Raw genomic sequence first — 12,498 nt, forward strand, 5'->3', positions numbered from 1 at the left:
CGCGTAGCCCGGCGACACGAACCGCCCGGTTCTGGCGCTGTGGTAGGTCGAGTTCTTTGCCATTGCTCACCTCCCTTCACTGATTGTGATCACCGGGAGCCCGGCGATCTGGCGCGAACGAGGATACCCGGAGGCTCACAACATCTAGTAGCCGACACGCCGACGAACCACTAGATGTGCCCCCGACGTCGGGCGCGCCTTCCGCTGAGTGGGCCGCTCCGCAGGACACGAGACATGGGCTCGAGGGAGGCAACAGTTGATGGGTGGCTCGGAGCATCCGGAGCCATCGGAGTTGCCGGACGGGTCGCACCAGAAGCCCCGCGAGGATGCTGGGAACGATGGCGGGCGACGTGCGGCGCGTGACGTGTCGGAGAATGCTCCCGTGACCGAACGTGCTGTGCGCCTGCCCCGTGTCCGTGCGTCCGAGCTGGTGGGCCGGGGGTGGCTGAACACCGGCGGCAAGGACGTGAGCCTGGCCGACCTGCGCGGCAAGATCGTGATTCTCGATTTTTGGACCTTCTGCTGCGTGAACTGCCTGCACGTGCTGGACGAGCTGCGTGAGCTGGAGGCGGCGCACCGCGACGTGCTGGTGATCGTCGGGGTGCACTCCCCCAAGTTCGTGCACGAGGCGGACCCGGTGGCGTTGGCGGCGGCGGTCGAGCGGTACGAGGTGCACCACCCGGTGCTGGACGACCCGGAGCTGGTGACGTGGTCGGCGTACACGGCGCGGGCGTGGCCGACGCTGGTGGTGATCGACCCCGAGGGGTACGTGGTGGCGCAGATGGCCGGTGAGGGTCACCGGCACAACGTCGAGGTGCTGGTGCGCGACCTGGTCGCGGAGCACGAGGCGAAGGGCACGTTGCACCGCGGCGACGGCCCGTACGTGGCGCCGGAGCCGGTGTCCTCGACGTTGCGGTTCCCGGCCAAGGCGGTGGCCCTGCCCGACGGGCATCTGCTGGTCGCCGACGCGGGTCACCACCGCCTGGTCGAGCTCGAGGCCGACGGCGAGACGCCGGTGCGGACCATCGGTGCCGGGGAGCGTGGGTTGGTCGACGGCGGGCCGGACGAGGCGCGGTTCAGCGAGCCGAACGGCCTGTGCCTGGTGCCCGACGCGTTGCGCGACGAGCTCGGGTACGACGTGCTGGTGGCCGACACCGTCAACCACGCCCTGCGCGGGGTACGGCTGTCGGACGGCCAGGTCACGACGGTCGCGGGCACAGGTGAGCAGTTCATGGTCGGCGCCGCCGACAACGTGCGACCGGCGGGCGGCGGCGAGCCCGTGCCGGCCGACGTGCGGGTGGGGTTCACGGCGCCGGCGCGCGACGTGCGGCTGTCCTCGCCGTGGGACGTGACGTGGTCGGCCGAGCTGGGCGCGTTCGTCGTGGCCATGGCCGGGCACCACACGCTGTGGACGTTCGACGGCGCGCAGGGCAGCGTGACGCACCTGGCGGGGACGATGAACGAGGGGCTCGTCGACGGCGACGCCGCACAGGCGTGGTTCGCGCAGCCGTCCGGCCTGGCCGTGGCCCCCGACGGGCAGGTGTGGGTCGCCGACTCCGAGACGTCGGCCCTGCGCCGCCTCGACCCGACGGACAGGACCCTGCACGCCGCGGTGGGCACCGGGCTGTTCGACTTCGGGCACCGGGACGGCTCGGCCGACCAGGCGCTGTTCCAGCACCCCCTGGGTGTGGCCGTCCTGCCTGACGGCTCCGTGCTGGTGGCCGACACGTACAACGGCGCCGTGCGCCGCTACGTGCCGCCCGCCCCCGACGCACCCGCCGGCACCCCCGGTGAGGTGAGCACGATCGCCACCGGCCTCGCCGAGCCGTCCGGCCTGGTGGTGCTGACCGGACCGGGCGACGACGGGCTCGTGGTGCTCGTGGTGGAGTCCGCCGCGCACCGGCTGACGCGGCTGGCGCTGCCCGCCGGGCTGGTCGGCGAGGTCCTCGACGCCGGCGCCCACCGCACCAAGCGGCCGGTGACGGACATCGCCCCCGGCGAGCTGCAGCTCGACGTCGTGTTCACCCCGGCCGCCGGCCAGAAGTACGACGACCGCTACGGACCTTCGACGCGCCTGCAGGTCTCCTCGACCCCACCCGAGCTGCTGCTCGACGGGGCGGGCGACGCCGTGCCGCTGACCCGCACGCTGCGCATCAACCCCGAGGTCACCGACGGGGTGCTGCACGTCACCGCGCACGCGGCCAGCTGCGACGCCGACCCGGCCATCGAGTACCCGGCGTGCCACCTCAACGCGCAGGACTGGGGCGTGCCGGTGCGCGTCATCGACGGGGCCCCCACGGTGCTGACCCTGCCGCTGCACGGCTGAGTGCGGGCCGGGCGTCGAACGGGCGCCCGGCTCGGCGCGGGTCCGCGTCCGGTCAGGACGCGCCGACCACCGCCACGGCCGTCAGGGCCTGCAGGGCGGTGGTGACGACCTCACCGTGCGCGGCCGTCGGTGAGGCACCCACCTCGAGCACCCACGTCTCGTATTGCACGGTCACCACGGCCGAGTCGGTGCCGGGCTCCGTCGGACTGCCACCACGGGCCACCGCGGACGGCTGCTCGTCGGGGCCGGCGTCGGGGCGACGCATGAGCACGGCCCACGCGGAGCCGCCGAGGGTGTGGGTGGCCACGGCGGCCAGCGCGCACAGGCGCGGCACGGCCGACGGCTGGGCGGCGGCGATCGCGTTCGAACCGGCGACGATGACGCGTTCGGCGGTGACGGCCGGGTCCGCGCCGGCGGGGGCCAGGTTCGCGCGGGCCCGTGCCCGGGCACGCTTGGCGCGGTACTGCGCGGCGTCGGCGCGGCGGAACAGGTGCCGGGCGGAGACCGCCCCGGTGACGGCCGTCGAGGAGATGCCGTACGAGATGGCGGCGCCGTGCGGCAGCGGGAACGCGGAGATGACGGCGTGGGTGGTCTCGGCGACGGTCGCACGGGTGTGCCCCACGGTGACCAGGCTGAACTCGTCGCCGCCGATGCGGGCCGCGGTGGTGCCCGGCAGTGCGTCGGCGACGCGGCGGATCACGTCGGCCACCGTGCGCAGCAGGTCGTCGCCGACGTCGTGCCCGAGCTCGTCGTTGACGCGCTTGAGGCCGTCGACGTCGCACACCACGATGCAGGTCTCCTGGCCGGACTCGAGGGCAGCAGCGGCAGCGTCGTCGGCGATCCGACGGTTCGCGAGCCCGGTCAGCGGGTCGTCGGCGACCAGGTGACGGATCTGCGCACCGAGGTCCACACGAGCGATGGCCCCTGAGACGAGCGCGGCGGCGACCTCGGCGCGGGCCACGTCCTCCTGGTCGAACGGCGGCAGGTCGTCACCGCGCAGCGCGGACAGCTGGCCCCACACGGTGCCGTTGACCACCAGGGGTGTGCCCAGCGACGAGCTCAGGCCGAGGTCGCGCAGGCTGGTCACCTCGACGGCGTCGCCGAGGGCCGGGTCGCCGGGCTGGCCGGGGGTGCCGTCGGGGTGGGCGACGTGCGCGGTCCAGCTCTCGCGGTTGCGCAGCAACCGGCGCATCGCGGGGTGCTCGTCGGCGCGCAACGAGCGTCGGGTGAGCCACAGGGAGCGGGCATCGGCGGGTTCGGGCTCGGTGGCCAGCGTGCGGCAGGTGTCCTGCTCGATGCGGCCCACGGACGCGCGGGCAGCCGGCAGGAGGCGCACCACGTGGACCACTGCGGCCTCGACGACGTCCTCCAGCGTGCGGCACTCGTCGAGCCGCCGGGCCAGCAGGGCGAAGGCGGACGCGCCGAGCGGAACCGCCGCGGGGAGGTCCTCCTCGCGGTCGCCGTCGGCACCGGTCTTCGCCACGTGCACATCATCGACCCTCGGGGGCCTCCGGGACGACCTCGGGCGGCTCCTGGTGCAGGATCACCCCAGGTCGGGATGCCCTTCGATGTCCGGTTCGCCCGTCAAGGTCCGGTCCGAGGGCGCCTGCTGGTGGTGGAGCGCACCGAGTTCGGCGAACACGGCGCGGTTGAGCTCGAAGGCGAGGCGCGCCTCCTCGACCACGAGCGCACGGGCCGGTCCGTCGAGGGGCAGCGCGTCGAGGCGCTCGCGGTAGACGTCCTTGAACGGCTTGAGCCGGTGGATCTGCGGGAAGTCGTAGAAGGCGACCCCGTCGTCCTGGAACCCGTAGTGCCGCTGCAGCATGCGTCGCAGGATCTGCCCGCCCGACAGGTCGCCGAGGTAGCGGGTGTAGGCGTGCGCGGCGTAGTGGGGTACCGAGTCGCTGATCTCGTAGAGCCGGGCGACGTAGGCGCGGGTGGCCGGCAGGGGTGCGGTGTGCTCGGCCCAGTCGGTGCCGAGCAGGTGCGCGAGGTCCTGCTCGATGGCGGGCACCCGGGTCAGCTCGGTGAACACGAGCGTCGTGCCGAGGGGGTCGTGCGCGACGCGGTCACCGGCGGCCTCGAGGGCGCGGTAGATGGACAGCTGCTGGACCGCGAGCGCGGTGTAGGCCGCGCGGTCGAGCCGACCGCCGACGAGGGCGTCCATGAACGGCATGCGTTCGGCGGCGCTGTGCTGCTCGCGCGTGCCGGCCCGCAGGGCGGCCGACAGCGGTGCGTCGGACAGGGGTGTGTCGGCCTCGGCCGTGGTGGGCGTGCTCATCGGGTTACCTCCGTCGGCCACCGACGGTGGCGAATCTGACGCGACGTCAGCAAGCCTACGGGACGCGACTAAGGGTTGCCTATCCTTCGGCGCACACTCGTTCGCGGGCGCGCGGCAGACGTGTCCGCACAAGTTCACGCCAGGTGCATCCAGAACCAGCCCCACCCGGGAAGAAGGGGTGTCAGGACACGCAGCCCGCCCGCCGGGCCCGCCCAGGAGGACACCATGCGCACTCGATCGATCGCCGGCACCGCCGCCGGCACGCTCACCCTCGCCGGCCTCTCCGTCGCCGCGCTCACCTTCACCGCACTGCCGGCCTCGGCCGCCACCACCGCACAGCTGTCCGTGCTGCACGGGGTGCCCGGCCTCGTCGTCGACGTGTGGGTCAACGGCGAGCGCACGCTCGACGACTTCGCACCGGGCGACCTCGCCGGACCGCTCGACCTGGCCGCCGGCACGTACACGGTGGCGATCACCGCGTCCGACGCCGCCGACGCCAGCGCCCCCGCCATCGGCCCCGTCGACCTGACGCTCGCCGCCGACACCAGCTACACGGCCGTCGCGCACCTCGACGCCGGCGGGACACCGACCGCCACGCTGTTCACCAACGACACCTCGCCGACCGACCCCGGCCAGGGCCGACTCACCGTCCGCCACGTGGCCGCTGCCCCGGCCGTCGACGTGCTGGCCGGCGGGACCGCCGTGATCAGCGGGCTGACGAACCCGAACGAGAAGGTCCTCGACCTGCCGGCCGGCACCGTCTCCGCGAGCGTCACCGCCGCCGGGACCACCACACCGGCCCTGCTCGGACCGGCCGACGTGCCCGTGCGCGAAGGCGTCAACACCATCGTCTACGCCTGGGGCAGCGCGACGGCCACGCCCGCCACGCTCGCGCTGGCCACGCAGACGATCGAAGGCCTGCACTCGTCGCCCACCGGGGTCCAGGCCGGCGAGGTGGGACTCGCGGCCGACCAGGGCCTGACCGGGTCCGCCACGGGTGAGCAGGGCATGAGCCAGGGCAGCCTGCTGGGGGTCGTCGCCCTCACCGGGCTCGCCGTCGCCGGCATCGGCGGGTACGTCCTCGCCCGTCGCCGCCTGGCGACCGTGCCGGGTGGGCAGCGCTGACCGGGAACCCCCCGGCCCGGCACGACGCACCTGCACGGCACGACGCGACCCGGGGAGGACATCATGAACGGTGAACCTCCCCGGGCCGCGTCCCGCGTGCTGGTCGGCATGCTGGTGGTGCTCGCCGCGCTGACCGCCTGCACCCAGGGCGCGACGCCCACGATCACCCCGAGCCCCGACGCCGGCACCGCCACGACGTCCGCCGCACCGAGCAGTCCCGACCCCACCCCGACGGACCCCGCCTGGGCCGACGTCCCGGTCCGCAGCAGCGACCTGGGCGCACTCCCGGCGGCAGGCGAGCTCCCCGCACCGACGCGTGTGCAGGTGCCCGACGTGGGCGTGGACATGGCCGTCGACGCGGTCGGTGTGCAGGCGGACGGCTCCATGGAGGTCCCCGCCGACGCCGACCGGGCCGGCTGGTACCGGTTCGGCGCCACCCCCGACTCCCCCGCCGGCAGCACCGTGCTCGCCGCGCACGTCGACTCGGCACTCACCGGCATCGGGCCGTTCGCCCGGCTGCGCGAGGTCGGCGTCGGCGCACCGGTCCAGGTGACGACGAGCGACGGCCGCACCCACGGCTACCGGGTGGTCACGGTCGAGCAGACCGCCAAGGACGGTGCACCCGTGGCGCAGTGGTTCGCCCGCGACGGGCAGCCGCGGCTGGTGCTCGTCACGTGTGGTGGGGCGTTCCGGCGGGACATCGGGCACTATACGGACAACGTCGTCGTCACCGCCGAGCCCGTGCCAGACCTGTCGGGCGGGGGGTGACCACGCATGCTGCGTGCCACCGTCGCCCCGCGGCGCTCGACCAGTCAGGAGGCGACCGTGAGCCCACCCGGCGTCGTCCCCGACCCCGGTGAGCCCGGACCCGCGACCTTCCCGGACCGTGACGGTGAGGGTGTCGACGCGTTGGGTGCCGCCTTCGCCGCCGGCGACGAGGTGGCCATCGCGGAGGCCTACCGCCGGTGGGCGACGCTCGTGCACACCGTGGCCCTGCGCTCGCTCGGCTCGGCGGCCGACGCCGAGGACGTCACGCAGCAGGTCTTCGCGGACGCGTGGCGCGGTCGGCACCGCTTCGACCCGACGCGCGCCCGGCTGCCCGCCTGGCTGCTCGGCATCACCCGGCACGCCGTGGCCGACGCGCACGAACGCCGCACGCGCGACCGCCGCACGCAGCACGCCACCGCGACACTCGCCACGCCCACCGGCCCGGGCGTACCCGTCGGCGGCGCACCGGTGGACGATCGTGTGGTGGACCAGGTGGTGGTGGCCGACGAGCTCGACCGGCTCGGCGACCCGCAGCGCACGATCCTGCGGCTGGCGTTCTACGACGACCTCACGCACGACCAGATCGCCGACCGGCTCGGGCTGCCGCTCGGCACGGTGAAGAGTCATGTCCGGCGCAGCCTGGCCAGGTTGCGGACCCGATGGGAGGTGGACGGTGCCGTTCGATGAGTCGCACGTGGACGACGAGACGCTGGCGCTGCTCGCCCTCGGGGAGAGCGCCGGGTCCGACGCGGAGCGCGCGCACGTGGCCGGGTGCGCCCGGTGCACGCAGGAGCTCGACGCCCTGCGCGGCGTCGTCGGGCTGGCCCGTGACGCCGGGCCGGACTCACTGACTCCGCCGCCGCCCGCCGTGTGGGAACGGGTCGTCGCCGAGCTGGGACTGACCGCGGCCGGGACTCCCGCCCCGATGGCCGCCGCTCCCGTGGCTGTCGCTCCGGTCGAGCCCTCCCCGGTGGTCCGGCTCGACGACCGGCGCCGACCGTCCGGCGGTGCCCCCACGGCGCGACGCCCGTGGGCGTGGGTCGCGGGGGCCGCGGCGGCGGGGGTCGTCCTCGGTGGCCTCGGCGTCTGGGGAGTGCTGCGGGGCACGGGCGCTCCGACGGTGACGGCGAGTGCGACTCTCGAACCGCTGCCCGGCTGGCAGGCGAGCGGCACCGCCGTGGTCGAGACGAGCGGCGACGGCAGCCGGGTCCTCGTCGTCGACCTGGACGACGGTGGCGGCGACACGGACGGCTTCCGCGAGGTCTGGCTGCTCACACCCGATGTCAGCGGGCTGATCAGCCTCGGCACCCTCGAGGGGAACGAGGGCCGGTTCGACCTGCCCGTCGGGCTCGACCTCGACGAGTTCTCCGTGGTCGACGTCTCCGCCGAGCAGTTCGACGGCGACCCGGCGCACTCGGGCGACTCGATCGTCCGAGGTCCGCTGGGCGCCTGACGAACCGCCCGGCGCGAGCGACGTCAGTCGACCGGGTCCTCCTCGAGCCACGCCGCCGCCGACCACAGCCGGTCGAGACGGATGGTCATCGCGACGGTCCGGCCGTCGAGCAGCACGTCGTACGTCTGGTACGGCGTGCCGCCCGTCACGGCGTCGTCGGTGGAGCGCAGCCCGCCGTTCAACCGCCGCGCCACCTGCCCCACGAACGACTCGTCGACCGCACCGGCCAGCTCGTACGTGGCCCCGTTGAGGTGGACGAACCCGCGGGCCATCAGCCCAGCACCTCCGGGTAGGCGACGTCGTCGCGACCCAGCACGTGCCGCGCCAGGAACGCCTGCACGGTCAGGTACCAGACCTTCGCGTGCTGCGGCGTGAGCACCCAGTGGTTCTCGTCGGGGAAGTACAGGAACCGGTGGTCGGTGCGACCTTCGTCGTCGGCGGGCAGGCCCGAGCGGGACACCAGCTCGTACCAGAGCCGCAGGCCCTCGCCGATCGGCACCCGGTAGTCCTTGTCGCCGTGCACCACGAGCATCGGGGTGACGATGTCCTCGACGAACATGTGCGGGGAGTTGGCCAGCGCCATCTCCTCGGTCATCTCCCGGCCCCAGTAGTACGCCGCGTCGGTGGTGGGCCCGAACTGGTCGAGCGCCCACAGGCTCGCGTGCGTGACGATCGCGCGGAACCGGTCGGTGTGCCCAGCGACCCAGTTGGCCATGTACCCGCCGAACGAGCCACCCATCGCGGCGGTGCGGGTCGCATCGATGTCGACCCGCGCCTCGGCGACGTCGGTGATCGCCATGAGGTCGGTGAACGGTGCTGCACCCCACGCACCCCAGCCGCGCTGGATGAACTCCTGCCCGTACCCGGTCGACAACGCCGGGTCCGGCAGCAGCACCGCGTAGCCCTGCGCGACCAGCAGCCACGGGTTCCACCGCCACGACCAGGCGTTCCACGACCCGAGCGGACCACCGTGGATCCACAGCAGCAGCGGCGCGGGGGCGTCCGGTCCGGCCCCCTCGGGCAGCGCGAGCCAGGCACGCACGCGCGAGCCGTCGGCGACCGTCGTCTCGACCTCCTCCAGGCGGCCCGGCAGCGTGGGCAGCGGCGCGGGCGCCCGCAGCGCGACCGCCTCCACCGGGGCCCCTGTGGCGAGTGCGGCGGCCAGGTCGATGCGCACCGGGTGCGCCGGCGCCGTGTACGAGGCGCGCAGCGCGTAGGCCGTGGCACCGTCGGAGCTGACGACGACGTCGGAGAACAGCGCGTCGTCCGCCGTCACCCGTGTCACCTCGCCCGTGGCCACGGCGACGTGGAACAGCGGGCCGCGCCCGCCGTCGTCGGCCTGCACGAGCACCGCGGTGGAGTCCGGCAGCCACACGATGCTCCCCGGCCAGCGGTCCCAGTCCGCGCCGAGCCGTCGCGCCCCGGTGCCGTCGATGCCGACGACCCACAGCTCGACACGCGGCGCCTCGTGCGGCGTCGAGATCGTCTCGCGGGCGTACGCGACGAGCGTGCCGTCGGGCGAGACGGCCGGCGCCCACAGGTCGGCCTCCGGGTCGTCGACCAGCACCCGACGCTCCCCCGTCGCCACGTCGATCGCCTCGAGGCGGGCGCGCACGGCCCCCTTGGCCTGCGGCAGCGCCCAGCCGGTCACCACCGTGCGGCCGTCGGGCGTCAGGTCCGAGTGCTGCTCCACCAGCGCGGCACCCGGCGCTGGCGTCACGTCCGTCAGGTCGACCCGCGGCTCCGGGGCGCCGGCGACGGGCTCGTGCGCGACGACCTCCGTGAGATCCGCGGCCAGCAGGTGCGGCTGCGCGGGGCCGAGATCGTGGTCCCAGTACCGCACCGGGTACGCGTCGTGCAGGATCGCCGCGACCTTGGAGTCCTTGCGCAGCTTGAGCAGCCGGTCGTCGTCGGCGAGGTCCTTGGCGTGCGGGTGCACGTCCGAGCCGAGCAGGACGGTCGGCACGTCACGCGCGACCGCCGCGAGGCCCAGACCACCGTTGCGGCGGGCGACCACGCGCGCCTCGGCGCCGTCGGCCGGCAGCCGCCACAGCGTGGGGACGTCCGCCTCCTCGCCGTCCTTGGCCTCCGGGTCGGGGCGGCCCGACGTGAACAGCAGGTCACCGGTCGAGGTGAACGCCGCACCCGACTCGCCCTTGACGGACCGGGTCAGCCGGCGGGCGGCACGCTCACCGGTCGGGTCGACCTCCCACACGGCCGAGCGGTACGCGGTGGCCTTCTCGTCGAGCGTGGCGACGACGGTCACCAGGCGGGTGCCGTCGGGCGACAGGCGCAGGCCCGACAGGCGCGGCAACGCCAGGTACGCGTCGAGCGAGGCGAACGGTGTGGTCGGCTCGGTGCCGGCGGGGGTCGGGGTGTCGGACGGCGGGGTGGCAGGCGCATCGGTCACCGGTCCGTCCTACCACGCGACCGCTCGACGGGCTGCACGGATTCCCCGGCTGGCGAAGGGCTCGTGGGCGGCTCAGCGGTTCGGCTCGATGACGAGGTTGCCGACCTTGTGCCCGCCGTCGATGCGACGGTGGGCCTCCTGCACGGTGTCCAGCCCGCCGACGGTCTCGGTGACCGGGTCGAGCTGCCCGGCGGCCAGCAGGTCCAGCAGCAGCCGCACGTCCGCAGGGTTCTCGGGTGCCGGTCCGGCCACGACGCGTCCGCGCGCCCGGACGGTGTCGGCCAGGTCCGCCGCCACGAGCAGCAGCACCCCACGGTCGGTGAGCAGGTGCGGCCCGGTGGCGCTGGTCAGCGTGCCGACCGCGTCGAGCACGACGTCGAACCGGTGCTGCACGGAGCGCAGGGGGGTACTGGTGTAGTCGAGCACGTGCTGGGCACCGAGCCGGGTGACCAGGTCGGCGTTGCGGGCGCTGGTCACGGCGGTGACGGTGCCGCCGGCGCGCGCGGCCAGCTGGACGGCGCTGGTGCCGACCGCCCCGGACGCACCGTTGATCAGCACGGAGGCGCCGGGCGTGACGCGGTCGCGCAGGAAGTGCAGCGCGGTCGTCCCGCCGAACAGCGACCCGGCCGCGGCGTCGTGGTCGACGGTCGCGGGCGTCGGCACCAGGCGGCGGGCGCGCATCGCGACGAGCTCGGCGTGGCCGCCCAGCCGGGTCCCGTTCATGCCGCTCACCCGGTCGCCGACCCGCAGGCCCTCGACGTCGGGGCCGAGCTGCTCGACCGTGCCCGAGATCGCAGAGCCGAGGATCGCCCGGCGCGGTCCGCGCAGACCCACGGCGACGCGCGCCGGGGCGCCGAAGCCGCGGGGGAACCGGCCGGCCCGCAGCCGCGCGTCGCCCGCGCTGACCGCGACGGCCTCGACCCGGACCAGGACCTCCCCACGCCCGGGGGCGGGCGCCGGCACCTCGATGACCCGGACGACGTCCGGCGGGCCGTACCTCTCGACGACTGCGGCGCGCATCCGACTCTCCCTTACATCCGTAAGACCAGTACCCGGCGAGAGTAGCCTTACGCACGTAAGTCCGCAATGATCAGCGCATGACCCGCCTGCCCCTCAGCCGCGACCGCATCGTCGAGGCCGCGGTCGCCGTCGCCGATCGCGGAGGGCTCCCCGCGGTGACCATGCGCAGCGTCGGCAAGGAGCTCGGCGTCGAGGCCATGTCGCTCTACCACCACGTGGCCGGCAAGGAGACGCTGCTCGACGCCCTGGCCGACCACGTGTTCGCCCAGATCGAGCTGCCCGACCCGGCCGACCCGTGGCGCACCGCCATGACACGCCGCGCCGCCTCCACGCGCGCGGCACTCACCCGCCACCCCTGGGCGCTCGGCATGCTCGAGTCCCGCCTCGCCCCCGGGCCCGCGGTGCTGCGCCACCACGACGCCGTCCTCGGCGCACTGTGCGGCGCAGGCTTCCCCATGCCACTCGCCGCGCACGCGTTCTCGGTGCTCGACGCCTACGTGTACGGATTCGTGCTCACCGAGGTGAACCTGCCGTTCACCCCCGGCGACGGCGCAGAGGAGACCTTCGCGACCGACGTCGCCCCACCCGAGGGCGACTACCCGCACCTCGCACGGTTCCTCGGCGAGCTCGTCGTCGGCAAGGACTACGCGTTCGCCGACGAGTTCGACTACGGGCTCGACCTCATCCTCGACGGCCTCGCCCACCGCCTCGCCGCCGACCGGTGACGCCTCAGCTGCCCCGGTAGGCGGTCCCCTCGACCATCACCCGGCAGTCGTCGTCGATGAACTGGGTGGTGGCGGTCATCCGGGCGGGGTACCCGTCGACCGGGAACCGCCCGACGAACGCCTGCTCCATGGCGGGCAGGTCCGCGATGTCGCGCAGCCACACGTGCACCTTGACCAGGTCGTGCAGGTGCAACCCGTACGGCTCGAGCGTCCGCGCGACCCCGTCGAGCGCGTCCGCGAGCTGCGCCGCGAAGTCGTCGCCGAACCCGCGGTGCAGGCCGAGGAACACGAGGTCGCCGGCGGCCACGGCCGACGAGTAGCTGTGCGGGGTGGTGGTGCGGGTGACGGCTGACATGCGCGGTCCTTCCGGTCGGTCGCCCGGCAGGTCCG

The 12,498-nt window shown here is 74.4% G+C and carries 12 protein-coding genes; 6 read left to right on the forward strand and 6 right to left on the reverse strand.

The window, feature by feature from the left end; genetic code table 11:
• Window positions 1-382 precede the first annotated feature (382 nt).
• Window positions 383-2,326, forward strand: coding sequence for an NHL domain-containing thioredoxin family protein (locus ACTHAM_RS00895; protein ID WP_440683808.1), 1,944 nt, complete (start codon window positions 383-385; stop codon window positions 2,324-2,326).
• A gap of 52 nt (window positions 2,327-2,378) precedes the next feature.
• Here ACTHAM_RS00895 and ACTHAM_RS00900 read toward each other — a convergent pair whose 3' ends face one another.
• A complete protein-coding gene (locus ACTHAM_RS00900) occupies window positions 2,379-3,809 on the reverse strand; it encodes a diguanylate cyclase domain-containing protein (protein ID WP_440683810.1) in 1,431 nt (476 codons plus the stop codon).
• Window positions 3,810-3,869: 60 nt separating this feature from the next.
• A complete protein-coding gene (locus ACTHAM_RS00905) occupies window positions 3,870-4,607 on the reverse strand; it encodes a heme oxygenase (biliverdin-producing) (RefSeq protein ID WP_440683812.1) in 738 nt (245 codons plus the stop codon).
• A gap of 225 nt (window positions 4,608-4,832) precedes the next feature.
• Between ACTHAM_RS00905 and ACTHAM_RS00910 the strand changes: the two genes are divergently transcribed.
• The 4 genes from ACTHAM_RS00910 (at window position 4,833) to ACTHAM_RS00925 (ending at window position 7,953) form a co-directional block, all read left to right on the forward strand.
• Window positions 4,833-5,732, forward strand: coding sequence for a DUF4397 domain-containing protein (locus ACTHAM_RS00910; RefSeq protein ID WP_440683814.1), 900 nt, complete (start codon window positions 4,833-4,835; stop codon window positions 5,730-5,732).
• A gap of 63 nt (window positions 5,733-5,795) precedes the next feature.
• Window positions 5,796-6,500: a sortase domain-containing protein gene (locus ACTHAM_RS00915; protein ID WP_440683816.1), complete on the forward strand. Its 705-nt coding sequence runs from the start codon at window positions 5,796-5,798 to the stop codon at window positions 6,498-6,500.
• A 57-nt stretch (window positions 6,501-6,557) separates the two neighbouring features.
• Window positions 6,558-7,187, forward strand: coding sequence for an RNA polymerase sigma factor (locus ACTHAM_RS00920; protein ID WP_440683818.1), 630 nt, complete (start codon window positions 6,558-6,560; stop codon window positions 7,185-7,187).
• Window positions 7,174-7,953, forward strand: coding sequence for an anti-sigma factor (locus ACTHAM_RS00925; RefSeq protein WP_440683820.1), 780 nt, complete (start codon window positions 7,174-7,176; stop codon window positions 7,951-7,953). The genes ACTHAM_RS00920 and ACTHAM_RS00925 overlap by 14 nt, the downstream gene beginning before the upstream one ends.
• Window positions 7,954-7,976: 23 nt before the next feature.
• Here the strand turns inward: ACTHAM_RS00925 and ACTHAM_RS00930 are convergent, their stop codons facing one another.
• The 3 genes from ACTHAM_RS00930 to ACTHAM_RS00940 all read right to left on the reverse strand — a co-directional run bounded on the left by ACTHAM_RS00930 (window position 7,977) and on the right by ACTHAM_RS00940 (window position 11,383).
• Window positions 7,977-8,225 (reverse strand): hypothetical protein, encoded by a 249-nt coding sequence (locus tag ACTHAM_RS00930; protein ID WP_440683822.1) that lies wholly within the window; start codon window positions 8,223-8,225, stop codon window positions 7,977-7,979.
• Window positions 8,225-10,363: an alpha/beta fold hydrolase gene (locus ACTHAM_RS00935; RefSeq protein WP_440683824.1), complete on the reverse strand. Its 2,139-nt coding sequence runs from the start codon at window positions 10,361-10,363 to the stop codon at window positions 8,225-8,227. The genes ACTHAM_RS00930 and ACTHAM_RS00935 overlap by 1 nt, the downstream gene beginning before the upstream one ends.
• 72 nt (window positions 10,364-10,435) lie before the next feature.
• Window positions 10,436-11,383 carry an NAD(P)-dependent alcohol dehydrogenase gene (locus ACTHAM_RS00940; protein ID WP_440683826.1) on the reverse strand — a complete coding sequence of 316 codons (948 nt, stop codon included), beginning with the start codon at window positions 11,381-11,383 and terminating at the stop codon, window positions 10,436-10,438.
• A gap of 77 nt (window positions 11,384-11,460) precedes the next feature.
• Here ACTHAM_RS00940 and ACTHAM_RS00945 point away from each other — a divergent pair, with 77 nt between their 5' ends.
• Complete coding sequence (locus tag ACTHAM_RS00945; protein ID WP_440683828.1) at window positions 11,461-12,108, forward strand: TetR/AcrR family transcriptional regulator; 648 nt, start codon at window positions 11,461-11,463, stop codon at window positions 12,106-12,108.
• A gap of 4 nt (window positions 12,109-12,112) precedes the next feature.
• Here ACTHAM_RS00945 and ACTHAM_RS00950 read toward each other — a convergent pair whose 3' ends face one another.
• A complete protein-coding gene (locus ACTHAM_RS00950) occupies window positions 12,113-12,463 on the reverse strand; it encodes a RidA family protein (RefSeq protein ID WP_440683830.1) in 351 nt (116 codons plus the stop codon).
• Window positions 12,464-12,498 lie beyond the last annotated feature (35 nt).

The sequence above is a fragment of the Cellulomonas soli genome, assembly GCF_052036975.1.
Classification (GTDB): Bacteria; Actinomycetota; Actinomycetes; order Actinomycetales; family Cellulomonadaceae; genus Cellulomonas; species Cellulomonas soli_A.

Bases quoted from the DNA above. Each gene is read 5' to 3' on its own strand.
- ACTHAM_RS00905 (WP_440683812.1), bottom strand. From the start codon at position 4,607: ATGAGCACGCCCACCACGGCCGAGGCCGACACACCCCTGTCCGACGCA.
- ACTHAM_RS00910 (WP_440683814.1), top strand. From the start codon at position 4,833: ATGCGCACTCGATCGATCGCCGGCACCGCCGCCGGCACGCTCACCCTC.
- ACTHAM_RS00915 (WP_440683816.1), top strand. From the start codon at position 5,796: ATGAACGGTGAACCTCCCCGGGCCGCGTCCCGCGTGCTGGTCGGCATG.
- ACTHAM_RS00930 (WP_440683822.1), bottom strand. From the start codon at position 8,225: ATGGCCCGCGGGTTCGTCCACCTCAACGGGGCCACGTACGAGCTGGCC.
- ACTHAM_RS00940 (WP_440683826.1), bottom strand. From the start codon at position 11,383: ATGCGCGCCGCAGTCGTCGAGAGGTACGGCCCGCCGGACGTCGTCCGG.
- ACTHAM_RS00945 (WP_440683828.1), top strand. From the start codon at position 11,461: ATGACCCGCCTGCCCCTCAGCCGCGACCGCATCGTCGAGGCCGCGGTC.
- ACTHAM_RS00950 (WP_440683830.1), bottom strand. From the start codon at position 12,463: ATGTCAGCCGTCACCCGCACCACCACCCCGCACAGCTACTCGTCGGCC.